Origin of the sequence: Nocardioides sp. T5 (assembly GCF_048161455.1) — a bacterium.
In the GTDB taxonomy this organism is placed as follows: domain Bacteria; phylum Actinomycetota; class Actinomycetes; order Propionibacteriales; family Nocardioidaceae; genus Nocardioides.
The window spans coordinates 3549993-3574320 of the sequence record NZ_CP182415.1 but is presented as its reverse complement, the minus strand read 5'-3'; the positions used below and the strand labels follow the sequence as shown (position 1 = coordinate 3574320).

General features: G+C 71.6%; 21 protein-coding genes. 13 read left to right on the top strand and 8 right to left on the bottom strand.

Going from position 1 to position 24328, the window contains the following annotated elements; translation table 11 throughout:
- The first annotated feature begins 5 nt into the window (after nt 1-5).
- Nucleotides 6-2000, top strand: a complete 1995-nt coding sequence (locus ACNKF0_RS17460; protein ID WP_416954139.1) for a VWA domain-containing protein — start codon at nt 6-8, stop codon at nt 1998-2000.
- On the opposite strand, the gene ACNKF0_RS17455 is transcribed toward ACNKF0_RS17460, so the two are convergent.
- Together ACNKF0_RS17455 and ACNKF0_RS17450 are read right to left on the bottom strand one after the other, a co-directional pair.
- A complete protein-coding gene (locus ACNKF0_RS17455; protein ID WP_416954138.1) occupies nt 1997-2410 on the bottom strand; it encodes a nuclear transport factor 2 family protein in 414 nt (137 codons plus the stop codon). The two genes, ACNKF0_RS17460 and ACNKF0_RS17455, sit on opposite strands and share 4 nt — an antisense overlap.
- Nucleotides 2410-3765: an ABC1 kinase family protein gene (locus ACNKF0_RS17450; RefSeq protein WP_416954137.1), complete on the bottom strand. Its 1356-nt coding sequence runs from the start codon at nt 3763-3765 to the stop codon at nt 2410-2412. Before ACNKF0_RS17450 ends, ACNKF0_RS17455 begins: the two co-directional genes overlap by 1 nt.
- A gap of 99 nt (nt 3766-3864) precedes the next feature.
- On the opposite strand from ACNKF0_RS17450, the gene ACNKF0_RS17445 reads away from it, so the two are divergent.
- Together ACNKF0_RS17445 and ACNKF0_RS17440 are read left to right on the top strand one after the other, a co-directional pair.
- Entirely contained in the window at nt 3865-5337 is a 1473-nt protein-coding gene (locus tag ACNKF0_RS17445) for a S8 family serine peptidase (protein ID WP_416954136.1), read from the top strand.
- Nucleotides 5338-5464: 127 nt separating this feature from the next.
- Nucleotides 5465-5749 (top strand): DUF1905 domain-containing protein, encoded by a 285-nt coding sequence (locus ACNKF0_RS17440; RefSeq protein ID WP_299925541.1) that lies wholly within the window; start codon nt 5465-5467, stop codon nt 5747-5749.
- Between the two features lie 34 nt (nt 5750-5783).
- On the opposite strand, the gene ACNKF0_RS17435 is transcribed toward ACNKF0_RS17440, so the two are convergent.
- Nucleotides 5784-6512 (bottom strand): CDP-alcohol phosphatidyltransferase family protein, encoded by a 729-nt coding sequence (locus ACNKF0_RS17435; RefSeq protein WP_416954135.1) that lies wholly within the window; start codon nt 6510-6512, stop codon nt 5784-5786.
- Nucleotides 6513-6654: 142 nt separating this feature from the next.
- Between ACNKF0_RS17435 and ACNKF0_RS17430 the strand changes: the two genes are divergently transcribed.
- A complete protein-coding gene (locus tag ACNKF0_RS17430) occupies nt 6655-7200 on the top strand; it encodes a hypothetical protein (protein WP_416954134.1) in 546 nt (181 codons plus the stop codon).
- A gap of 9 nt (nt 7201-7209) precedes the next feature.
- Here the strand turns inward: ACNKF0_RS17430 and ACNKF0_RS17425 are convergent, their stop codons facing one another.
- Nucleotides 7210-7551 (bottom strand): YciI family protein, encoded by a 342-nt coding sequence (locus ACNKF0_RS17425; RefSeq protein ID WP_416954133.1) that lies wholly within the window; start codon nt 7549-7551, stop codon nt 7210-7212.
- 141 nt (nt 7552-7692) lie between these two features.
- Nucleotides 7693-8337, bottom strand: coding sequence for a peptide-methionine (S)-S-oxide reductase MsrA (msrA, locus tag ACNKF0_RS17420; protein WP_416954132.1), 645 nt, complete (start codon nt 8335-8337; stop codon nt 7693-7695).
- A 135-nt stretch (nt 8338-8472) separates the two neighbouring features.
- Here msrA and ACNKF0_RS17415 point away from each other — a divergent pair, with 135 nt between their 5' ends.
- Genes ACNKF0_RS17415 through ilvA form a run of 6 tightly spaced genes read left to right on the top strand, consistent with a single transcriptional unit; the run spans nt 8473 to nt 14793 of the window.
- A complete protein-coding gene (locus ACNKF0_RS17415) occupies nt 8473-9282 on the top strand; it encodes a hypothetical protein (RefSeq protein ID WP_416954131.1) in 810 nt (269 codons plus the stop codon).
- Nucleotides 9283-9304: 22 nt separating this feature from the next.
- A complete protein-coding gene (locus ACNKF0_RS17410) occupies nt 9305-10465 on the top strand; it encodes a cystathionine gamma-synthase (RefSeq protein ID WP_416954130.1) in 1161 nt (386 codons plus the stop codon).
- Between the two features lie 3 nt (nt 10466-10468).
- Nucleotides 10469-10786, top strand: coding sequence for a YidH family protein (locus ACNKF0_RS17405; RefSeq protein ID WP_416954129.1), 318 nt, complete (start codon nt 10469-10471; stop codon nt 10784-10786).
- Complete coding sequence (locus ACNKF0_RS17400; RefSeq protein WP_416954128.1) at nt 10783-12189, top strand: glutamate mutase L; 1407 nt, start codon at nt 10783-10785, stop codon at nt 12187-12189. The genes ACNKF0_RS17405 and ACNKF0_RS17400 overlap by 4 nt, the downstream gene beginning before the upstream one ends.
- A gap of 10 nt (nt 12190-12199) precedes the next feature.
- Entirely contained in the window at nt 12200-13591 is a 1392-nt protein-coding gene (locus ACNKF0_RS17395; RefSeq protein ID WP_416954127.1) for an AI-2E family transporter, read from the top strand.
- Between the two features lie 38 nt (nt 13592-13629).
- A complete protein-coding gene (gene ilvA, locus ACNKF0_RS17390; protein WP_416958572.1) occupies nt 13630-14793 on the top strand; it encodes a threonine ammonia-lyase in 1164 nt (387 codons plus the stop codon).
- Nucleotides 14794-14904: 111 nt separating this feature from the next.
- On the opposite strand, the gene greA is transcribed toward ilvA, so the two are convergent.
- Complete coding sequence (gene greA, locus ACNKF0_RS17385) at nt 14905-15396, bottom strand: transcription elongation factor GreA (protein ID WP_416958570.1); 492 nt, start codon at nt 15394-15396, stop codon at nt 14905-14907.
- A gap of 175 nt (nt 15397-15571) precedes the next feature.
- On the bottom strand, nt 15572-15961 hold the full coding sequence (locus ACNKF0_RS17380) for a DUF4307 domain-containing protein (protein WP_416954126.1): 390 nt from the start codon (nt 15959-15961) through the stop codon (nt 15572-15574).
- A 38-nt stretch (nt 15962-15999) separates the two neighbouring features.
- Between ACNKF0_RS17380 and mca the strand changes: the two genes are divergently transcribed.
- Together mca and ACNKF0_RS17370 are read left to right on the top strand one after the other, a co-directional pair.
- Complete coding sequence (gene mca, locus ACNKF0_RS17375) at nt 16000-16899, top strand: mycothiol conjugate amidase Mca (protein ID WP_416954125.1); 900 nt, start codon at nt 16000-16002, stop codon at nt 16897-16899.
- Between the two features lie 23 nt (nt 16900-16922).
- Complete coding sequence (locus ACNKF0_RS17370) at nt 16923-17153, top strand: hypothetical protein (protein WP_416954124.1); 231 nt, start codon at nt 16923-16925, stop codon at nt 17151-17153.
- A gap of 6 nt (nt 17154-17159) precedes the next feature.
- Here ACNKF0_RS17370 and ACNKF0_RS17365 read toward each other — a convergent pair whose 3' ends face one another.
- Nucleotides 17160-19313, bottom strand: coding sequence for an MMPL family transporter (locus ACNKF0_RS17365; protein ID WP_416954123.1), 2154 nt, complete (start codon nt 19311-19313; stop codon nt 17160-17162).
- A 142-nt stretch (nt 19314-19455) separates the two neighbouring features.
- Here ACNKF0_RS17365 and ACNKF0_RS17360 point away from each other — a divergent pair, with 142 nt between their 5' ends.
- Nucleotides 19456-24279: a family 16 glycoside hydrolase gene (locus ACNKF0_RS17360; protein WP_416954122.1), complete on the top strand. Its 4824-nt coding sequence runs from the start codon at nt 19456-19458 to the stop codon at nt 24277-24279.
- The last annotated feature ends 49 nt before the right edge of the window (nt 24280-24328 follow it).

Below are 24328 nucleotides of genomic sequence, written 5' to 3'. Positions count from 1 at the left end.
CTGCGATGAGCAGGTTCCGCAAGTACGACGGGGGCGACCCGCTCGCCCCGCCGGTCGACCTGGCCGAGGCGCTCGACGCCATCGGGCAGGACGTCATGGCCGGTTACGCGCCCGAGCGCGCGATGCGCGAGTTCCTGCGGCGCGGGGGCACCGACCAGGCCGGGCTCGACGAGCTGGCCCGCCGGGTGGCCGAGCGACGGCGCGAGATCCTGCAGCGCAACGACCTCGACGGCACCATGCGCGAGGTCCGCGAGCTGCTCGACCGGGCCGTGCTGGCCGAGCGCGGGCAGCTGGCCCGCGACATCGCCTTGGACGACGGCGACCGCGCGTTCCGTGAGCTCATGCTCGACAACCTCCCCACCTCCACGCCGGCCGCGGTGAGCGAGCTGTCGTCGTACGACTGGCAGTCCTCGGAGGCGCGCGAGGCCTACGAGGAGATCAAGGACCTCCTCGGCCGCGAGCTGCTCGACCAGCGCTTCGCCGGCATGAAGCAGGCGATCGAGGGTGCCACCGAGGAGGACCGGCAGGCCGTCTCGGAGATGCTGTCCGACCTCAACGACCTGCTCGAGAAGCACGCCTCTGGTGGGGTCACGGACGAGGAGTTCGCCGACTTCATGGACAAGCACGGTGACTTCTTCCCCGAGCAGCCGAAGGACATGGACGAGCTGCTCGACTCCCTCGCCCAGCGTGCTGCCGCCGCCCAGCGGATGCTCAACTCGATGACGCCCGAGCAGCGCCAGGAGCTGATGGAGCTCTCCCAGCAGGCCTTCGGGTCGCCCCAGCTGATGGAGCAGCTGGCCCGGATGGACGCCAACCTCCAGGCCCTGCGACCCGGTGAGGACTGGTCGGGCTCGGAGAGCTTCGAGGGCGATCAGGGCATGGGCCTGGGCGACGGCACCGGGGCCCTGCAGGACCTGGCCGAGCTCGACGCGCTCGCCGACCAGCTCGCCCAGTCCCACCACGGTGCGCGGATGGACGACGTCGACCTCGACGCGCTGGCGGGGCAGCTCGGCCCGGACGCGGCCGTCGCCGCGAAGACCCTGCAGGAGCTCGAGCGGGCGCTGCGCGACAGCGGCTACCTCAAGCGGGGCTCCGACGGCGAGCTGCGGCTCTCGCCCAAGGCGATGCGCCAGCTCGGCAAGGCGCTGCTGCGTGACGTGGCGGAGCGGATGAGCGGACGCGCCGGCGCGCGCGAGACGCGTACGACGGGACTCGCCGGAGAGCCGTCCGGCGCCACCCGGCGGTGGGAGTTCGGCTCCACCGAGCCGTGGGACGTCCCTCGCACGATCACCAACTCGGTGCTCCGGGGAGGTGCGTCGCCGGTGCGCATCCAGGTCGACGACATCGAGGTCGTCGAGACCGAGGCCCGCACCCAGGCCGCCGTCGCGCTGCTGGTGGACACGTCCTTCTCGATGGCGATGGACGGCCGCTGGGTGCCGATGAAGCGCACCGCGCTGGCGCTGCACCAGCTGGTGCGCTCCCGTTTCCGCGGCGACGACATCCAGCTGATCGCGTTCGGCCGGCACGCCCAGGTGATGGAGATCGAGGAGCTGACCGCCCTGGACGCCCGGTGGGACAAGGGGACCAACCTCCACCACGGGCTGCTGCTCGCCAACCGGTTCTTCCGCAAGCACCCCAACGCCCAGCCCGTGCTGCTCGTCGTCACCGACGGTGAGCCGACCGCGCACCTCGAGCCCGACGGCGACGTGTGGTTCTCCTACCCGCCGCACCCGCTGACGATCGCCCACTCCGTCCGCGAGCTCGACGCCGCGGCCCGGCTGGGGGCTCAGACGACGTTCTTCCGGCTCGGCGAGGACCCCGGGCTGGCGCGCTTCATCGACTCGATGGCGCGCCGGGTCGACGGCCGGATGGTGAGCCCCGAGCTCGACGACCTCGGTGCCGCGGTGGTCGGGTCCTACCTCGGCTCGCGCGGTCCCGCCTCGTCCTACCGCGAGCACTTCGGCGACTGGTACGGCGGCGGGCGGGGCTCCTGGGTCTAGGAGCCCGCTGCCTCCAGCATCCGCAGCAGCTCGGCTCCCATGTGCTCGATGACGACGTCGAGGGCCTTCTTCGGACGCACCATCACGGTGAAGTCGACGATCTGCCCGTCCTCGTCCCACGTGATCATGTCGATCCCGGAGACGTCGAGGCCACCCACCTCGGTGCTGAACTGGAGCACGGCCGAGTCGTCACCGAGCCACTCGCGCTCGTAGGTCAGGTGCGGCCCGAGCACCGTGAACGCGGCGGTGAGGTAGCCGACGACCGTGTCGCGGCCGACCTGCGGCGTGTGCACCGCGGGGCTCCGGAAGACCGCGTCCTCGGCGATGAGACCCGGCAGGCCGGCGGGGTCGCGGCTCTCGACGACGGCGTGCCAGCGGGCGAGGGCGGCGGCTGCATCCATGCGCGTCATCAGTCCTCGGCGAACCCCGGCAGCGACTCCTCGAGGATCTCGCGGAAGGGCACGCTGGCACCGAGCTGGCTGAGCAGGCCCACGGCCCCGAGCCAGGTGCGGTGGATCAGGAGGTAGGACGACGGGAGGTTGAGCTTGGTGGCGAGGGTGAAGGTCTCGGAGCGGGGGTCGTTGACCCGCTCGAACTGCTCGCGCATCCACTCGCGGGTGAAGGTGAAGCGCTCCTGGTCGGCGGGCTCGACGAAGGGAGCGAGGTAGGCGAGCAGCAGGGCCGGGTCGACGTCGATGCGGTCCTTGATGAAGCCCTCCTCGCGGAGCCCGGCGACCAGCGACTCCTCGTCCGACTCCAGCGCGATGCGGATGAGCCGGCCCATCGCCTCGGGCAGCTGGCCCTGGGGCAGCCGCGCGACGGCACCGAAGTCGAGGACGCCCAGCTGGCCGAGCCCCCCGTCGGGGCCGGGGATGACGCGGAAGTTGCCCGGGTGGGGGTCGGCGTGGAGCATGCCGGTGCGCCGCGGCCCCTCGAAGAGGAAGCGGACGAACAGCTCGCCGTAGTGGTCGCGCTCCTCCGGCGTGCCGTCGCGGATGACGTGGGCGAGGGAGTAGGCGGAGTCCATCCACTCGGTCACGAGCACCTCCGCGCCCACGGCGACCACGGCGGGGACCACGATGGAGGGGTGGTCGGCGAACGCCTCGGCGTACGCCGCCTGCGCCTCCGCCTCGAGGTGGTAGTCGAGCTCGTCGGCCGCGCGCTCCTGCAGCTCGGCCACGAGCGGCTTGATGTCGATGCCGGGGAAGACCGGCGCGACCCCTCGCGCGACGCGGGCGATCTGGCGCAGGTCGGACATCAGCGCGTCGCCGGCGCCGGGGTACTGCACCTTCACCGCGACGTCGCGGTCCTCGGCGGAGTCGACCGCGAGGTCGCGCCAGCGCCCCCGGTGCACCTGGCCGATGGACGCGGCCGCGGTGGGAGCGCCGTCGAGCCAGACGAGCCGCTCGGACCAGTCGTCGCCGAGGTGGGCGGCCAGCTGCTCGCGCACCGTCGCGGTCGGCATCGGGGGAGCGGAGTCCTGCAGCGCCGTGAGGTGCTCCCGGTAGGGCGCGCTGACCTCCTCCGGCAGGGCCGACTCCAGCACGCTGAGCGCCTGGCCGAACTTCATCGCTCCGCCCTTGAGCTCGCCCAGGGTGCGGAACAGCTGTTCGGCGGTGCGCTGCTGCACCTCGGTGAGCACTGCGTCGGCGGGCTTGCCGCCGAGCCGCTTGCCCAGCCCGACCGCCTGCCGCCCGGCGTACCCCAACGGGAGCGCGGCCAGGCGGGCCGTGCGGGCTGCGGCCTTGCGCGGGAGGTCGGTCATGCCTCCCATCATCACCGATGCCCGGTGAGGCACGCGTGACCTCGCGCGAGCCGCCTCGTTGGAGAAGGCAACGAACTCCGACACTCGGGAGGACCACCCGTGCGACCCAAGACCCTTCTCGCCTGTGCGGCGAGCGTGCTGGCCGCCACTGCGACCTTCGGGGTCGGCGCGACCGCGCCGGCCGCAGGCCAGGCATCCGCACCCGCCGACCAGGCTGACGTCTCCGACTTCCTCGCCCAGCAGCTGACCGGGCTCAGCGGCACGACGACCGTGATGGTGCACGGCACCTCCATCACCGCGGCCCGTGAGGCCGTCGCGGCGACCGGGATGCGCAAGGCCGGCGAGTTCACCCGCATCGGGGTCGTCATCGCCGACGCCACCCGCAGCCAGGTCGAGGCGGTCCGCGCCCGGAGCGGCGTGACCTACGTCGAGGGCGGCGCGCAGCCGATCGACTTCTTCCAGGAGACGTCCAACACCGCGACCCGGGGCGCCGAGGCGGCCGCCACCCTCACCGGTGCCGACGGCACGCCGCTGACCGGTCGGGGCGTGAGCGTCGCGGTCATCGACTCCGGCGTCGACCCGACCCACCCCTACTTCGAGGAGGCCGACGGCTCGAGCGCCGTCGTCGCCAACCTCAAGGCCCTGTGCGAGCCGCTCACCGAGACCTGCTCGGTGCAGCGCGTGCCCGCTCTCGTCGACACCGACACCCTCTCGGTCGGGGGCCACGGCACCCACGTCAGCGGCATCGTGGCCGGTCGCCCGACCACGCTGACCGACGGCGGCCGGCTCCAGGGCGCGGCCCCCGGCGCCAAGCTCGTCTCGATCTCGACCGGTGCCGGCCTCGTGATCCTCGGCGCCGACTCCGCCCTCAACTGGGTGCTCGAGAACCACGAGGCGCCGTGCGGGGCCGGCGTACCCGCGTCGACGTGCCCGCCGATCAAGGTCACCAACAACTCCTACGGTCCCTCGGGCGGCGGCGCGTTCGACCCCGAGTCGGCGACGGTCAAGCTCCAGCGTGCCCTCGCCGCCGAGGGTGTGGTCACGGTCTGGGCGGCCGGCAACGACGGCGGCGACGGCTCGACGAGCCTGACCAACCCGCCCGGTCAGGACCCGACCGGCGGCATCCTCTCGGTCGCCTCCTACTACGACCAGGACACCGGCACGCGTGAGGGAGTCGTCTCCGACTACAGCTCGCGCGGCCTCGCCACGGACGCCTCGACGTGGCCCGACATCTCGGCGCCGGGGGAGAACATCACGTCCTCGTGCCGCCTCTACCTCGCGATCTGCTCGACCGGCCTCGACGTCCGCAACGGACCCGGCGCGCTCGACCTGGGCACCTTCAACACCATCAGCGGTACGTCGATGGCGGCGCCGCACGTCGCCGGCATCGTCGCGCAGCTGTTCCAGGCCGACCCGACGGCGACGCCCGCGGACATCGAGCGGGCGCTCAAGGTCTCGGCCCACCCGTTCGCCGACGGGGCGGCCTACGAGTCCGGACCGGTCGGCGCCACGTCGTACGACAAGGGTCACGGCCTCGTCGACGTCGTGGCGGCAGTCGCGGCCCTGGGCTGAACCAGACCCTCCGAGAGGGCCGTCGCGCGACAGGGGTGCGACGGTGCGAGGCGGGCAGAGGCCGTGGGGTCTTCCGCCCGCCTCGGTGACCGTCTCGACGGTCACCGGTTGCTGGGAAGGTGGGGGCATGGAGATCGAGTTCGCCGGCGAGGTGGTCGAGTGGCGCGGCCCGGCGCCGTACGTCTTCGTGGTGCTCCCGCCCGATGCGGCCGACCTCGTCGAGGAGGTGAAGGCCGACGTCGTCTACTGGGGCGTGGTGCCCGTCCGTGCGTGGATCGGTGGCACGGAGTTCACCACGGCCATGTTCCCCCGCGAGGACACGTGGTTCCTGCCGCTCAAGGTGGCCGTGCGGCGCGCCGAGGACGTCGATCTCGGTCAGGTCGTCGAGGTGCGGCTCTCCGTCGGCCGGTAGTCAGGCTCGGCCGGTGGTCAGGCTCGGCCGGTGGTCAGACGACGGCCGGCACCACGCGGGCGCGCCGGAGCGTGAGGTAGAGGCTGAGCGCGACGTAGTAGACGACGTAGGCCACCGAGACCGTCAGCCACAGGGTGCTGGGGTCGGGGAGCTGGGCGACCAGCACGGCGTAGCCCACCAGCCAGAGGCAGGTGAGGGCGAGCGTGGTCGACTGCAGCGTGGACGTGCGGGACGGGTAGACGTAGCCGACCGGGACGAAGACGAGCACCGCGCACACGAGCAGGACGACGGCGACGGCCGTGGTCGGCAGGTCGAGGACGACGATGTAGAACGCTGCGATGTTCCAGTAGCTCGGGAACCCCAGGAAGAGGTGGTCGTCGGTCTTGGCGTCCACCCGGCAGAACTGGTAGGCCGAGGCGACCAGCGGGATCACCGCGAGGATCGTCGCCGGGGTGCCCTCGCCGAGGTAGCCCGCGCTCCACAGCAGCAGCATCGGCATGAAGGCGTAGGTGATGTAGTCGACGATGTTGTCCAGGAGCGCTCCGTCGAACGACGGGGCGTGCCGCTTGACCTGGACCCACCGCGCGAGCATCCCGTCGGTGCCGTCCACCACCATGGCGACCAGGAAGAGCCACAGCGCCCGGACCGTGTCGCCCTCCATGACCGCCACGAACATCAGGAACGCCAGGACGACACCGGAGGCCGTGTAGGCGTGCACCAGCCATGCGGCGGCGGTGCGTCGGTGCTGCGTCAGGGCAGCCACGCGGCTCCTCGGTCGGGCGGATCGTGCGGGGAAGGCGGATCATGCCAGACGGAGGTGCGGTCGGATGCAACCTCGGCGCGCGCTCTCGCGTCTCTGTGGGTACGACCCCGTCCGGGGCCCGACACGAGAACGGACCAGCACGATGCGTACCACCATCCTGAGCGCCGCGACCCTGGCGGTCGCAGCCCTCGCCCCGACCCAGCTCCCGGCCAGCGCCGACAGCATCGGCGTGTCCGACCCGAAGGACCTCGGCCACGGCGCCGACCTGCGGTCGGTGGAGGTCAAGCACGGCGGCCGCAACGTCGTCATCACCACAACGCACAGCGACCTGGTCGAGTCCTTCCGGTCCGGTTCGTCGGGCGCGGTGTTCCTCGACACCGACCGCTCGCACGCCGGCCCGGAGTTCGTCTTCTCCGGCGGCTACTTCGTCGGCACCGACTACGCGCTGCTGGCCACCGGCGGCTTCGCGACGTCCGCGTGGAACGGACCGGTCGACGGTTCCTACGGGATGCGGATCGACTACGACACGGACCAGGTGCGGATGCGGATCTCCCGGACCGTGATGGGCGCCCCGGACGAGGTCCGGGTCGCCGTACGCGTCGCGGGATCCCGCCCGGACGGCAGCAGCACCAAGCGCGACTGGCTCGGTGCACCACGGTCCTTCACCGAATGGGTGGCCGCACGCTGACGTGGGCTGCTACACGACGACGCGAACCTCTTGGGGCCACCCGCATCCCTCGGCGACCCGTCCCGCCCAGTAGCGCGCGGTCTCGATGTCGGGGACGTCGATGACCGTGATCCCGCCGAGCTGCTCCGTGGTCTCGGTGTAGGGGCCGTCGGTGATCGTCACGGTCCCGCTCGTGGCGTCGGCGCTGAAGGCGTCGCTCATGTCCTCCTCGAGCCCGCCGGCGAACACCAGGATGCCTGCGTCCTCCATCTCCTTGACCACGGCCTTGCTCGGCTCCACGCGGGTCTGGAACCACTCGGCCGGGTGGTCGCCGACCCACTGCTGGTGGAAGTAGATGGCGTACTGCGTCATGTCGCTCCTCCTCGCGGCCGCCCCGTGCGGCCCGTCACCACTCTGACGGACGAGCGGGGCCCGGATCGACAGCCACCGCTCGGCGGTAGGTAGTGCGGTGATCCTGGTCCACCGGGTGGACCACGGCCACCGCGCAAGCGATCAGGCCGGGAAGGACACCCCGGTGTTGGCGTGGCAGCGGTAGCCGAAGGGGTTCTTCGCGAGGTACTGCTGGTGGGGGTCCTCGGCGTAGTAGTACGGCGTCTCGGCGGCAGGGCGGATCTCGGTGGTGATCTCGCCGAGGCCGCGGCGGGCCAGCTCCTCGCCGTAGACCTTGGTCAGCTCGCGGGCGGTCTGCTCCTGCTCGGGGGTGGTCCAGTAGATCGCCGAGCGGTACTGCGTGCCGACGTCGTTGCCCTGGCGCATGCCCTGCGTCGGGTCGTGGATCTCGAAGAACTTCTTCACCAGGTCGGCGTACGACACCCGCGCGGGGTCGAAGACGATGCGGACGGCCTCGGTGTGGCCGGTGTGGCCGCTGCACACCTCGTCGTAGGTGGGGTGGGGCGTGCTGCCGCCGGCGTAGCCGACGGACGTCGACCAGACGCCGGGGACCTGCCAGTAGATCTCCTCGGCGCCCCAGAAGCAGCCGAGGCCGAGGATCGCGACCTCGTGGCCGTCGGGGACGTCGTCGCTGACGACGGGCGTGTGCAGGACCACGTGCTCGCCCAGGGTCCACGGCTGCTGCTCGCGCCCCGGGAGCGCCTGGTCGGGGGTGGGCAGGGTGGTGGGCTTGCCGAATCCGAACATGGCTCCATTGTCGCGCGCCGCGCAAGTCGGCCTACGTAGGACTACGCGGTCTAGACGTCGTGCTGTCACCGATGCGCCCTCGCGATGACGGGAGGACGGTGAGGAGATCAGCAACACTCTCCGAAGGGAATCGTCATGTCTTCACGTCGAACGGTTCGGCACCTCCTGGTTGCCGTCCTCGCCGGGGTCCTGGTCGGGGGCGGCCTCATGGCCGTCACGCCGGCCGGAGCCGAGATCAGCAGTGCCGTGGCCACCAACTGGAAGAAGATCTGGAACAAGGAGCTCAAGCCGCAGGCCGACAAGCGCTACTACACCAAGAAGAAGAGCGACAACAGGTTCCAGCCGAAGGGCTCCTACGAGACCGCCGGCTCGGGCTACACCAAGGCCGAGACGTACTCCAGGGCCGAGGCCGACGCGAAGTACCAGCCCAAGGGCAACTACGCACTCAACGGCTCGTCGTACACCAAGGCCGAGAGCGATGGGAAGTATGTAGCCTCCAACGCTCTCGTGCGGGGGACCTACCTCGTCATCGGCGACTCCTCGTTCCAGTCGATGTCGGGCTCCTTCGGGGTGAGCTTCGCGAGTGCCCCCACGGTGCACCTCATCCCCAGCGGTGGGCTGGTCCCGAACGGGTGCTCGGGCACGCCCTCGGCGCCGAACGCCGCGCCCGGAAACCTCTGCATCTTCGAGACCGGACGGGTGAACGTGTCGAGCGTCATCGTGGCCAACGCCGCAGGCTCCGGCAACACCGCCGATCCGTTCGGCTTCTTCATCCAGGTCGCCAAGGGTGGCGGCGCAGGTTTCGGCTACAGCCGCGGGAGCTGGGCCGCTCGTCCCCCCGCCGCCGGCATCGTCTCGCCGGCCGCGCGGGCTGACGGGGCCGACGCGCCCGCGAGCGGAGGGTCGACGCTCGCACCGGGGGAGCCGCGGGGCGCGATCCAGTGACGAAGGGTCCTAGAGTGCTGGGGTGACCCAGGAACGTGCGAACAAGGCCGGGTTCGAGACGCGTGCGATCCACGCCGGCTACGAGCCCGACGCGATGACCGGGGCGGTCAACCCGCCCATCTACGCCAGCAGCACCTACAAGCAGGACGGGGTGGGCGGTCTGCGGGGCGGCTACGAGTACAGCCGCTCCGCGAACCCCACCCGTACGGCACTGGAGGGCGCGCTCGCTGCGGTCGAGGACGGCGAGAAGGGGTTCGCCTTCGCCTCCGGCCTGGCCGCCGAGGACACCATCATCCGGGCGCTGACCCGCCCCGGCGACCACGTCGTCATCCCCGACGACGCCTACGGCGGCACGCACCGCCTCTTCGACAAGGTCGCCAAGGTCTGGGGCACCGACCACAGCTCGGCGTCCGTCGCCGACACCGACGCGGTGGCCGCGGCGATCGAGCCCGGCCGCACCAAGCTGGTCTGGGTCGAGACGCCCACCAACCCGATGCTCACGATCGGCGACATCGAGGCGCTCGCCACCGTCGCCCACGACGCCGGCGCGCTGCTCGTGGTCGACAACACCTTCGCCTCGCCGTACCTCCAGCAGCCGCTCACGCTCGGTGCCGACGTCGTGGTGCACTCGACGACCAAGTACGTCGGCGGGCACAGCGACGTCGTCGGGGGAGCGGTCGTCGTGCGCGACCTCGAGCTCGCCGAGAAGGTCGGCTACCACCAGAACGCCATGGGCGCCGTCGCCGGCCCGTTCGACGCCTTCCTCACCCACCGCGGCCTCAAGACCCTCGGCGTACGCATGGACCGCCACTGCGACAACGCGGAGCGGATCGTGGAGTTCCTCGACGGCGACCCGCGGGTCGCCGAGGTGATCTACCCCGGTCTCGCCGCCCACCCCGGCCACGAGGTCGCCGCGCGGCAGATGAAGCGCTTCGGCGGCATGATCTCCTTCCGCGTCGCCGGCGGCGAGGCGCAGGCTCTCGCGGTGTGCGAGCGCGCCGAGGTCTTCACTCTCGGCGAGTCCCTCGGCGGCGTCGAGTCCCTCATCGAGCACCCCGGCCGGATGACCCACGCCAGCGTGGCCGGCACCGACCTCGAGGTCCCCGCCGACCTGGTCCGGCTCAGCGTCGGCATCGAGACCGCCGACGACCTCGTCGCCGACCTCGACAGGTCCTTGGGCTGACACGTGGACGAGGCACCCGACCCGCGCTACCTCCTGGCCAACGAACGGACCCTCCTCGCCTACGAACGCACCGCGATCGGTCTGGTCGTGGCGGCCGTCGGCGCCCTCAACCTGCTGGAGGGGACGTGGCCCAACGTCGCCCTGGGAGTCGCCCTCCTGCTCGCGTCGGGAATGACCGCCGTCGTCGGGTGGCACCGCTACCGCCAGGCCGAGCGGGCGATCCGCTCGGGCACCGACCTGCCGACGGGGATCGGCGTGCAGGCCGTCGTCCTCGCCGTCATCGCGATCATCGTGGTGGCCGCCCTGACGGTGCTGGTGTGACCGCGGTCGTCTGCGTGGACTTCGGCTCGACGTTCACCAAGGCCGCCCTGGTCGACGGTGGGACCGGGCATCTCCTCGCGACCGCGAGCCACCCGACCACCCTCCCTGACGCCGCCGGGGTCGGCGACGTCCTCGACGGGTACGACGCCTGCCTGGCCGCGCTCGCCGAGCAGGACCCGCGCGCCCTCGACGCCGACGTGCTCGCCTGCTCCAGCGCCGGCGGCGGGCTGCGGATCGCGGTCGTCGGCAACGAGGAGCTGGTGACGGCCGAGGCCGGGCGCCGGGTGGCGCTGTCGAGCGGCGGCAAGGTCGTGCTCGTGCTGCACGGCGGCCTCGACGCCGCCAAGCACGACGAGCTGCGCGCCGCCGAGCCCGACGTCGTGCTCCTGGTGGGCGGCACCGACGGCGGCAACGCCGAGGTGCTCGAGGGCGACGCCCGTTTCCTGGCCGAGGTGCCGTGGTCGGGCCCGGTCGTGGTGGCCGGCAACGTCGAGTCGCAGCCCCTGGTCGCCGAGCTGCTCACCGGATCCGGCACCCCGCACGTCCTCGCCGACAACGTCGTGCCCCGCATCGGCGTGCTGGCGCCCGACGGCGCGCGCCGCGCGATCCGCGAGATCTTCCTCAGCCACGTCATCGGGGGCAAGCACCTGAGCAGCCGCACCGACGCCCGCGGCCGCACCTTCACCGCCATGGTGCGCGGCGCGACGCCCGACATCGTGCTCACCGGAGTCGAGCTCCTCGCCCGCGGCCTCGACGACCAGCACCTCGGGGCCGGTGACGTCGTGGTCGTCGACGTCGGCGGCGCGACCACCGACGTGCACAGCGTCGTCGAGCTCGACCCGGAGGACAGTGGCCTCGCACGCGAGGTCGTCGCCACCACGCCCGTGACGCGCACGGTCGAGGGCGACCTCGGCATGCGCTGGTCGGCGGTCTCGACGGTCGAGGCCGCGGGCCGCCACGACCTGCAGGCGGCCGCCGTACGACGTCGCGCGCGGCCCGACCTGCTTCCCGACAGCTGTCCTGACCCGGCTGCCGAGCGCGAGGCCGACCTGGACATCGCCGCGGCCGCCGTCCGCATCGCCCTCGAACGCCACGCCGGCCGGAGCAGAGTGGTGGTGAGCCCCGAGGGCCGCGTGGTCGAGCGCAGCGGCAAGGACCTCCGCGAGGTCGACCTGCTGGTCGGCTCGGGCGGCGTGCTGCGCCACGGCGGCCCCGACGCCGTACGCCGTGTCCTGGCGCCGGCGACCGGCGACGCCTTCGAAGGGGGCTGGCAGCTCCCGCGCGATCCGCGGGTGGTCGTGGACCACGACTACGTGCTCGCGGCCGCCGGCCTGCTGGCCGAGGAGCACCCGGTCGCCGCACACCGTCTGCTGGGTGGTCTCCGGGCCGCGGGGGATCGGTAGCGTGGCGGACGTGAGCGACCAGGACAGGCCATCGTCCGACGTGCCGGGCGAGACCGACGCGGAGACGGGTCGTCGGCGACTCTTCGCCGCCCTCGCCCGCGAGGAGGACGGTCTGGCCGAGCGCATCGTCGCCCAGTGGGCCCAGGGGCGCGCCGACCGGCGGAGCGAGCCGGCGTTCGCCACCGGACCCTCCAACTTCAGCCGCGCGCAGGTGCCGTGGGGTCTTGACCTGGCCGCGGCCTGGTCCTGGCGGTTGATCGTCATCGTGGTCGCGATGCTCGGCCTGCTGTGGACGATGCGCTTCTTCGCGGTGATCACCCTGCCGATCGCCGTCTCGCTGCTCCTCAGCGCGCTGGCCACGCCGATGGTCATCTGGCTCCGGCGGATCGGGGTGCCCCGCGGCCTCGCGACCGGCGTCGTCATGCTCCTCGGCATCAGCACGGTGGCGTTGCTGCTCACCTTCGTGGGCCAGCAGGTCGCCCAGGGGGCGAGCGACCTCGCCGACTCGGTGGTCACCGGCCTGGACCAGGTCCGGGAGTGGCTGCGCACCGGCCCGTTCCACGTCTCGGACTCCCAGCTCGACGGTTACATCCAGCAGGTCCAGTCCGCCGTCTCCGGCAGCACGGGCGCCGACGGCATCCTCACCCGCGCCACGGAGGTCGGCACCGCCGTCGGGCACGGAGTGGCGGGCTTCTTCATCGTGCTGTTCTCCACCTACTTCTTCCTCGCCGACGGTGAGCGCATCTGGTCGTGGCTGGTGCGCATCGCCCCCCGCGCCGCACGCGAGCGCGTCGACGCCTCGGGTCGCGTCGCCTGGGTGTCGCTGACCCAGTTCGTGCGGGCCACGGTCCTGGTGGCCCTCGCGGACGCGATCGGCATCATGCTCGTCGCCTGGTTCCTCGGCGTGCCGTTCGTCGTCGCCATCGGCGTGCTGGTCTTCCTCGGCGCGTTCGTGCCGATGATCGGTGCCACGATCGCCGGTCTGGTGGCGATCCTCGTCGCGCTGGTCGACCAGGGGCCGTGGACCGCGCTGCTCATGCTCGGCGGCGTGATCCTGGTCCAGCAGATCGAGGGCCACATCCTCCAGCCGTTCCTGATGGGCCGCTTCGTCTCGCTGCACCCGCTCGGCGTCATCGTGGCGATCGGCTGCGGCGTCCTCGTGGCCGGCATCGCGGGGGCACTCGTCGCCGTACCCCTCGCCGCGGCGGGCAACGCCGTCGCGCAGCACCTCGCCTCCTACACCGAGGTCGGTGACGACGACCCCGATGACGCGCTCGACGAGGACATCGCCCCACCGCCCAACGAGGGCGACCAGATCCACGACGACAGCCCGCTCGCGGCCCCGGCAGACCCCGACGACGACCGCGACGACCGCGACGACCACGACAAGGACCCGTCTTGACCGAATGCTCCCTGGCCGACATCCTCGCCGCGCGCGAGATGCTCGAAGGCATCACGGTGACCACGCCGATGGAGGAGTCGCGATGGCTCTCCGCGCTGGTCGGCGGACCGGTCTCGCTCAAGTGCGAGAACCTCCAGCGCACCGGCTCCTTCAAGTCCCGTGGCGCCTACGTCCGCATCGCCCGCCTCTCCGAGGAGGAGCGGGCCCGCGGTGTCGTCGCCGCCTCGGCCGGCAACCACGCGCAGGGCGTCGCGCTCGCGGCCACGACCCTCGGCATCACCTCCACCGTCTTCATGCCCGAGGGCGCGCCGATCCCCAAGGAGAAGGCGACCCGCGGCTACGGCGCGGACGTCGTCTTCGAGGGCCGCTACCTCGAGGACTCGCTCGCGGCAGCGCGGCGGTTCGCCGAGGAGACCGGGGCCGTCCTGATCCACCCCTTCGACCACGTCGACATCGTCGCCGGCCAGGGAACGCTGGGCCTCGAGGTCCTCGAGCAGGCGCCCGACGTACGCACGGTGCTGGTGCCGACCGGCGGGGGCGGGCTGCTGGCCGGGGTGGCGATCGCGATCAAGGCGCTGCGTCCCGACGTACGCGTGGTGGGCGTGCAGGCCGAGGGCGCCGCCGCCTACCCCGGGTCGCTCGCTGCCGGACAGCCCGTGGCGCTCGAGTCGATGAGCACGATGGCCGACGGCATCGCGGTCGGCCGGCCCGGTGACATCACCTTCGCGGCGGTGCGCGACCACGTCGACGAGATCGTCACGGTGTCCGAGGAGTCGCTCTCCCGCGCGCTGCTCGCGCTGATCGAGCGTGCCAAGCAGGTCGTCGAGCCTGCCGGCGCGGCCGCGGTCGCGGCCATGCTCGACAACCCCACAGGCTTCGAGACCCCCGCCGTCGCCGTGCTCTCCGGCGGCAACATCGACCCCCTGCTGCTGAACAAGGTCATCCGCCACGGCCTCGCCGCCGCTGGACGCTACCTCTACCTGCGCGTGTGCATCCCCGACCTCCCCGGCGGCCTGGCCTCGCTGCTCACTGAGATCGGCGCCGAGGGCGCCAACGTCCTCGAGGTCGCCCACGAGCGGCTCTCCCCGTCCCTGACCCTCCACGAGGTCGAGGTGCGCATCCAGCTCGAGACCCGCGGTGAAGCGCACGCCGAGCACCTGATGGAGCGCCTGCGCGAGCGGGGCTACCGCGTCGACACCTGAGCGACGTACGCCCTCGGGGCGCCCGGAAACGCCGAGGAGCGGTGAGCCAGACATGTTCTGCGGCTGCAGAACCTGCCTCACTCACCGCTCCGGCGGTGGTCAAGGTGATGCTCAGGCCTTGTAGGGCTCCGCGTCGACGACGGTGACGGTCAGCTCCTTGCCGTTGGGCGCGGTGTAGGTGACCTCGTCGCCCTTCGACTTGCCGTTGATCGCGGCACCCATGGCCGACTCGGGGGAGTAGACGTCGAGGGTGTCGCCCTCGGAGAGGTTCTCCCGGGCGCCGAGGAGGAACTTCTCGGTGTCGCCACCGCCGAAGTCGATCGTGACGACCATGCCGGGCTCGACGACGCCGTCGTCGGGCGGGGTCTCGCCGACCTCGGCGCGGCGCAGCATGTCCTCGAGCTGGCGGATCCGGGCCTCCTGCTTGCCCTGGTCCTCCTTGGCGGCGTGGTAGCCGCTGTTCTCCTTGAGGTCGCCCTCGTCGCGCGCGGAGGCGATCTTCTCGATGATCTCCTGGCGCTTGGGGCCCTTGAGGTCGTCGAGCTCGGCCCGCAGCTTGTCGTAGGCCTCCTGGGTCAGCCAGATGGTGCCCTGGTCGGTCATGTCGATGCTCCTGCTCACGTGGTACTGGATACGGGTGTGCCTCAGCGCGCCCGCATCGGGTCGGTGGTGTCTTCCGTCCGATCGGAGTCGGCGCGGCGACAGACATCGGCCAGCGCACCCGGACGGGCAGAACGATCAGGTTAGCAAGCCCGCGGCAAAAGCGCAGGCTGACGGCTCAGCGCGGGCGCGGCTGGTCCGGGGTGGTGCACCCCAGCTTCTCGACGGACGTCGCGCGGCGCTCGGTGCGGATGACCACCTCGTTGACCCCGTCGACGGGGGTGAAGGCGAGCTCCCCGACGGCCGTCTTGTCCTCGGCCAGGGCGCGTACGCGGCAGCTGGCCTCGACGCCGTCGGCGAGCACGACGTCGACGCGCGCCTCGACCTGGTGGTCGTCGGTGACCTCGAAGGTGACGACCTCGGAGCGCACGTCGGGGCTGCCGTGGAACCACGCCGTCCAGCCCAGCCAGGTGAGCCCGACGACGGCCAGGAGGACCGCCAGCCCGACGGCCGTGGGACGCCGCCACCGCGCGGGTGCGCCGTAGCGGTCGGCGAGGTCGGTGGTCACGCACAGAAGCGTAAGCGGGGACTCCTAGACTGCGGACCATGGCCCAGCCCCCCGCAGACCGGCCCCGCGCCGGCCTCCGACTCATGCACGTCCACGCCCACCCCGACGACGAGTCGAGCAAGGGGGCAGCGTCCACGGCGAAGTACGTCGCCGAGGGCGTCGACGTCCACGTCGCCACCTGCACCGGCGGCGAGCGTGGCTCGGTGCTCAACGCCAAGATGGACCGCCCCGAGGTCTGGGAGAACATCACCGAGATCCGCCGCGAGGAGATGCACCGCGCTCGCGACATCCTCGGCATCCGGCAGGACTGGCTCGGCTTCGTCGACTCGGGCTGGCCCGAGGGCGACCCGCTGCCGCCGCTCCCGGAGGGCTGCTTCGCCCTGGTCCCGCTCGAGGAGGCGACCGAGCGCCTGGTGCGGCTGATCCGCTCGTTCCGCCCCCACGTGCTGACGACGTACGACGAACGCGGCGGCTATCCGCACCCCGACCACATCCGCTGCCACGAGGTCTCCGTCGCGGCCTACCACGCGGCCGGCGACCCCGAGCGGTTCCCCGACGCCGGGGAGCCGTGGCAGCCGATGAAGCTCTACTACCACCACGGCTGGAGCTGGGCGAAGACCAACGCCCTCCACGAGGCGATGCTGGCCCACGACCTCGAGTCGCCCTACACCGAGCGCCTCGCGAAGTGGGAGCGCGAGCCGGAGTGGGACGACCGGATCACCACCCGGGTGCCGTGCGGGGACTACTTCGGGGTGCGTGACCAGGCGCTGCTCGCGCACGCCACGCAGATCGACCCCGACGGCATGTGGTTCGCGATCCCGCGTGAGATCCAGCAGAAGACCTGGCCGACCGAGGACTACGAGCTGGTCGAGTCGACCGTGCCGAGCACGTTCCCCGAGGACGACCTGTTCGCAGGGATCCCGACACCCGCTCCCTGACAGGTGGGTGGGACACTGGGGGCATGCTCGACCTGCTGATCATCGCTCTCGTGGACGACCCGACGCCGAAGGACACCGAGGTCAAGGCCGGTCCCCTCGGCTTCGCGGTGTGGATCTTCATGATCCTCGCGGTCGTCGTGATCGCCTTCAGCCTGGTCAAGCAGCTGCGCAAGGCCCAGGCGGCCAAGGACGCCGGCGTCTACGGCGACGAGCCTGTGCAGAAGGACTCCTCCGCCACCACCGACGAGCGCTGACCGACCTCAGCTGCCGCTCGTCGGCCCTCCCCGTCCGGGCAGCCACCAGTTCCACTGCCCCAGCAGCGTCATCGACGCCGGCAGGAGCAGGCCGCGCACGATCGTGACGTCGAGCAGCACGGCCACGGTCATGCCGACGCCGATCTCCTTGACCGCGATGAGCTCGCCGAGCGCGAAGCCGAGGAAGACGATCCCGATCGCGACGGCGGCGAGGGTCACGACCGGCCCCGAGGCGGTGATGCCGGTGAGCACGGCCTCGTCGTTCAGCGCTCGCAGGTCGGCGGGTCCGTCGCGCTTGCGCCGCGGTCGCGCCAGGGCCTCGTCCCACGCCTCGCGGATCCGCGCGACGAGGAAGACGTGGTAGTCCATCGACAGCCCGAACGCGAACATGAAGAGCAGCAGGGGAGTGGTGACGTCGAGGGCGCCCCACGAGTCGAACCCGAGCAGCGACGACCCCCAGCCCCACTGGAAGACCGCCACGACGACACCGAGCGTGGCGCAGAGGGAGAGCATGTTGAGGGCGACGGCCTTGATCGGTACGACGACGGAGCGCGTCAGCCGGCCTAGGAGCAGGGCCGTGAGCACCGCGACGACCAGGATCGCCCAGGGCGCCCGGTCCGCGAGGGCGTCACGGGTGTCGACCAGCTCGGCGGTGGGCCCGCCGACCAGCACGTCCACCCCGAGGTCGGCGGCGCGCATCCGGCGTACCAGGTCCTGCACCTTCGGGCCGTCGTAGTCGCCGGCGGCGTCGGGCTCGGGCTCGACCAGCAGCTGGCTGAGGTCGCCGGGCACGGGGTCGAAGAGCAGCACGTCGACCACGCCCGGGATGCCGGCGAGGCCGGCCATCGCGTCGGCGGTCTCCTGCGAGCTGAACTCCGCCTCGACCAGCACCGTGATCGGGGTCTCGTCCTGGTCCGGGAAGCCCGCCTCGATGGCGGCCTGCGTCAGTCGCGGCTCGCTGTCGCGGGGCAGGGTGCGGGCGTCGGAGTTGCGGAGGTCGAGGGCCAGCAGGGGGGTGCTGAGCAGCAGCAGCAGGGCCGTGCACCCCAGCAGGACCGGCCACGGGCGTCGCTGGGCGAGTCGCGCCAGCCGCGGCAGCAGGGCGTGGGCGCTGGGGGTGCCCCCCAGGAGCCGTCGCGGCGCAGGGGCGGGGATCCGGGCGTGCGAGACCGCGACCAACGCCGGGGCGAGGGTGAGGCCGGTCAGCGTCGCGCCCGCCACCGCGACGAGACCACCGACCGCCATCGGTGAGAGCACGGGGTCGCGGAGCACGAGCAGGCCTGCGAGCGCCGTCGCGACCGTGAGGCCCGAGACGAGGACCGTACGTCCCGAGGTGGCCAGCGTGCGGCCCAGCACCTGGCCGATGTCGGTGCCGGGTGATGCCGCTGCCCGCTCCTCCCGGAAGCGGCCGAGGACCAGCAGCGCGTAGTCGACGGCCAGGCCGAGGCCGAGGAGCGTGACCACGTTGACGGCGTACTCGCTCACCGGGGTCAGGCGGGCCATGCCGGCCAGGGCCAGCAGAGCCACGCTGACCGAGCCGAGCGCGGTGACGACGGGCAGCAGGCCGACGACGAGCCCGCCCAGGGCCAGGGCCAGGACGACGAGCAGCACGAGGACCGCGATGCCCTCTCCGCGGGCGGCGTCCTGCACGGCCTGCTCGCCGAACGCCTCCTCGGCGAGCAGCGGGCCGCCCACCAGCACCTCCGGCATCCCGACGAGCTGCAGGGTCTCCTCGATCTCGGCCGCCGCGGCGAGGGCACGGTCCCGGTCCACGGTGTGGTCGATCTCGACGGTGACGATCGTGCCGTTGCGGTCGGGCCTCACGAGGTCCTGGGCGCCGGTGGTCCACGGGTCGCGCACCTCGACGACGTCGGGCAGGTCGCGCACGTCGTGCAGCACCCGGGTCGCCTGGTCGATCAGGTCGACGCTGTAGATGTCGGCCCCCGAGAGGACGGCGACCACCAGCTCACCCTCCGGGTCGGCGTCCTCGAGGAGCTGGGCCACCTGGGCGGACTCGGCGTCGTCGCGCAGCGGTTCGGGGGCCTCGGCCACGTCGAAGACCGAGCCGCCCAGCACCGCGCCGAGCACGACGAGCGCCGCCCACGTCGCGAGGACCGGGCGTCGCCACCGGTGCAGCAGCCGTCCCAGGTCGTCGAGCACAGGCGTGACTGTAACGGGGGTCACCTCTTTTGCCGAACGGCAAGCAAAAGTTGTTCACAAACCGCCGGATGCGACCTAGGGTGAGGGGAGTCACATCACCCCCCGGCGTGCGTCCCTGCCGTCGGGTCACCAGGAGGTCCAGGTGTCGAAGTCCTTGTCCAACCCCCGACCGCGCGCAGACGACGCGCGGTCGCGCCGCAGGTCGCGCATGGGCGCCGCGGTGCTGGCCACCTCGGTGGCCGCCAGCCTCGCCGCCGTGACGCCCAGCGCGTCGGCGGTCCCCGCCGGCGACGAGCCCGGCGTCACCATGCGTGCCTTCCAGCTCGGCCAGCCGATCTCGGAGCTGTGCACGCTCAAGGCCGGTCAGACGCCCAACGTCGACCAGCTCAAGCAGACCATCGACTGGCGCACGCCCGCCGACTTCGGTGGCCTGCAGGACAACTTCGTCGTCGAGGCGCTGGCCACCCTCAGCGTGGAGACCACAGGCACCTATGAGTTCCGCCTGACCAGCGACGACGGCTCCCGGCTCCAGATCGACGACCAGGTCGTCGTGGACCACGACGGCCTGCACGGCGACACCGCCATGACCGGCAGCTTCACGCTGACGGCCGGCACCGAGCACGCCCTGGACCTCGACTACTTCGAGGCCGGTGGCGGCGAGCGCCTCACCCTCGAGTGGATGCCCCCGGGGTCCAGCGCATTCAGCGTCGTCCCCAGCTCCGCCCTCAGCACCGAGGCCGACGTCACGCGGGTGACCGCGCCCGGCTTCAAGCAGTGCGAGGGCCAGGAGGACTCGGCCGGCGACGGGCTGCAGCTCGACTCGGTCAACCCTGCCTACGACCTCGTCGACCTGCGTCCCGACGGCTTCGAGCCGCAGGTCACCGGCCTCGAGTGGGACGGCGACGACCTGCTCGTCCTCACCTGGGGCGGCAACGGCAACGACCAGGGCAACGTCGAGCTCGGTGAGCTCTACCGGCTGGAGGGCGTCAAGGACGCCGCGTCGCCCGGCGACGTCACGCGGACCCTGATCGCCGAGGGGCTCAAGGAGCCGCAGGGCATCAAGGTCGTCGACGGCGACATCTACATCTCCGAGAAGACCGGCCTGATCAGGCTGCTCGACGACGGCGGCGACGGCGTCTTCGAGGGTCGCGACGAGATCGTGGACTACCCCTTCGACGGCAACTTCCACGAGTTCGGCTTCGGCATGCTCTACGACGAGGCCGCCGACCAGTTCCACGTCAACCTGTCGGTCTCGATCAACCTCGGCGGCGCGACGACCGTGCCGCAGGGTTCGTACGACCGCGGCACGCACATCACCATCGACCGCCAGGACGGCACCATCGACTACGTCGCCGGTGGCCTCCGCACCCCGCACGGCATGGGCTGGGGTCCGAACGGCGAGATCTTCGTGACCGACAACCAGGGCGCCTGGCTGCCCGCCAACAAGCTCATCGAGATCAAGCCCGGCGAGTTCTACAACCACTTCACCACCGAGCCCGACGGCACTCCCGGGCGCTTCGACGGTGAGCCCGTGACCAAGCCGGTCCTGTGGATGCCGCAGAACGAGATCGCCAACTCCCCGAGCACCCCGATCGTCGTCGAGGAGGGTCCCTACGCGGGCCAGCTGTTCATCGGCGACGTGACCTACGGCGGCCTGCAGCGCGCCGACCTCGAAGAGGTCGACGGCGCCAAGCAGGGCGCGCTCTTCCGGATGACCCAGGGCCTCGAGGCCGGCGTCAGCCGCGTGCTCGCCGGTCCCGACGGCTCGCTGATCGTCGGTGGGCTCGGCGCCGGCGGAAACTGGGGCCAGACGGGCAAGCTCCGCTTCGGCCTGCAGAAGCTGGACCTCACCGGCGAGACCCCGTTCGACATGGCGTCGATGGACGTCGTCGAGGGCGGCTTCGAGATCGAGTACACGCAGCCGCTGTCGGCTGCGACGCTGGAGGACCTCGCGTCCAAGTACGAGGTCGAGCAGTGGCGCTACCGCCCGACCGCGCAGTACGGCGGCCCCAAGCTCGACGAGGAAAGCCTCACCGTCACCAGCGCGGTGGCCAGCGAGGACGGCCGTACGGTCACCCTCCAGATCGACGGCATGAAGCCCGACCGGGTCGTCCACGTGCGCTCCCCTCGCCCGTTCGAGTCCGCCTCGAACGAGACGCTGTGGAGCACCGAGGCCTGGTACACCCTCAACAGCTACCCCGGCTACGTCGCCGAGGAGCCGGAGCCCGCTCCGGACGGCATCTACGAGCTGGAGGACGGCGAGCTCACCGGCACCGCCGGCATCGACACCGAGCACGCCGGCTACACCGGCTCCGGCTTCGTCGACGGCATCCAGACCGTCGGCTCGGGCACCACCGTCGAGGTGGTCGCGCCTGGGGCCGGCGACTACGAGCTGCAGATCCGTTACGCCAACGGTCCGAACCCGCAGCCCAACCAGACCAAGAAGATGAGCCTGTACATCGGTGAGGAGCGTCAGCAGATCGAGCTGCCTCCGTTCGCCGACTGGAAGACGTGGGGCACGTTCACCGTCCCCGTCACGCTGCCGGCCGGCGCCACCCGCGTCGAGATCGTCTACGAGCAGGGCGACGACGGCAACGTCAACCTCGACCACGTCAAGCTGGTCGACCCGACCGCGGGTCGCACCGAGGCCGAGGACGGCACGATCACCGGTGACGGCAACCGCGTGCAGACCGAGCACGCCGGCTACAGCGGCTCCGGCTACGTCGGCGGCTTCGAGAACGACGGCACCGCGGTGACCTTCGACGTGACCGCGGCGGAAGCCGGGTTCCACGCCTTCACGCTCGGCTACGCCAACGGGCCCAACCCGCAGGCGAACCAGACGAAGCAGATGTCGCTCTATGTCAATGACGTCTTCGTCAAGAAGCTGGCGCTGCCGCCGGGCGACTCGTGGAAGACCTGGCTCACGTTCCAGGACCAGGTCGAGCTGCGGGCCGGTGCGAACGTCATCAAGATCGCCCGTGACGCGGGTGACAACGGCAACGTCAACCTCGACTACCTCGATCTCGGGGATCGCTCGGCCTGCGCGCCGGGCGAGACGCCGACCGCGGACGACGAGTTCGACGGCGACGCGCTCGACACCTGCCGCTGGAGCACGATCCTCAACAAGACGTCGAACGGCGTCGCGGTGTCGGACGGCCAGCTGCGCATCAACGCCCAGGCCGGCGACCTGTCCGGTGGTGCGGTCGACGCGAAGAACATGGTCCTGCAGGACTCGCCTGCCGAGGGCCCCTGGGCCGCCACCACGCAGCTCACGATGACCGGCACCGACGACTACCTCCAGGGTGGTCTGGTCGCGTGGACCGACGCCAGCAACTACGCCAAGTTCGTGGCGATGGAGCGGCCCGAGGGCAACTGGGTGCTCGAGCTCGGTCGCCGCATCAACGGCGAGATGGTCTACACCAACGCCGACCTGCCCGACGGCGCCGCTCCCGACGACCTGCAGCTGCAGATGGTCTCGACCGGCACCGCGATCCAGGGCCGCTGGTCGGTCGACCAGGGTGAGACGTGGACCTCGATGGGGGCGGGCTACCCCGCCACCGGTCTTGTCGAGCCCAAGATCGGCGTCGCCGCCTACAACGGCACCGGCAGCCAGGTCGGCGCGTTCGACTGGTTCCGCGTGAGCGGTGACCCGGTCATCGAGCCGGACACCTGCGAGGCGACCACCGCCGACCCGGGCTACCGGACGCTGTTCGACGGCACTGCTGAGAGCCTCGAGGACTGGAACATGGCCGGCCCCGGCCTGTTCACCCGCGAGGCCGACTGCACCCTCATGACGCACGGCGGCCTCGGCCTGCTGTGGCACTCCGAGCCGCTGGAGGGGGACTACTCCCTGCAGCTGGACTGGAAGCTCACCAAGGACGACAACGGTGGCGTCTTCGTCGGCTTCCCGGACCCGGGCACCGACCCGTGGGTCGCGGTCAACCAGGGCTACGAGATCCAGATCGACGCCACGGACGACCCCGACAGCACCACCGGCGCGGTCTACAACTTCCAGTCGGCCGACCTCGAGGCCCGCGACGCGGCCCTCAACCCGGTCGGGGAGTGGAACCACTACGAGATCCGGGTCGAGGGCAAGCGGATCCGGATCTACCTCAACGACGAGCTGGTCAACGACTTCACCAGCACCGACGACAACCGGCTGAAGTGGCCCAGCTACATCGGGCTGCAGAACCACGGTGGCGGGGAGAACGTCTTCTACCGCGACGTCCAGGTCAAGGAGCTCGCCGACCCGGAGAACGTGCCGGCCGAGGTGACCGTCACCGCTCCGGCGGAGGTCGAGACGGGCAAGACGGCTGAGGTTGTGGTCGAGGTCGGTTCGGCTGCTGAGGCGGCGCCGACGGGTGAGGTGGTGCTGTCGGTCGACGGCACCGACCTGCCCGCGGTGGAGCTCGAGGACGGGAAGGCGACCTTCGAGGTCGGCCCGTTCGCCGAGGCGGGGACCGTGGAGCTGGTGGCTGAGTACGCCGGCGACGTGGCCACCGACCCGGGCCAGGGCACCGCTCAGCTGAAGGTGGTGGAGGCGCCGACGACCCCGCCGGGTCCGCCGACGACCCCGCCCGGTCCGCCGACCACCCCGCCTGGCCCGCCGACCACTCCGCCCGGCCCGCCGGTGCCGCCGGTGCCGCCGGTCGACACCCCCGCGGTGGGCGTGGCCAAGGGCGGAAAGGTCGATGCGACGAAGAACCGACGCAAGGCGAAGCTCACGCTCCGCTGCGGTCGGGTGGACTGCGAGGGCAAGGTCGTGCTCAAGACTCGTGGCAAGAACGGCAAGCGCCTCGGTGCCGGCTCCTTCGACCTCGACGTCCGTGAGAAGGACAAGGTCACCATCAAGCTCAACAAGCGCGCACGCGCCAAGCTGGGCAAGAAAGCGTCCGTGAAGGCGGTGCTGGTCGTCCGCTTCGAGGACGGCAGCACCCAGCGAGTGAAGGTCCGCCTGAAGCGCTGATCCGCACCACGTAGTTCCCGACGGCCCGTCCTCCCACCGGAGGGCGGGC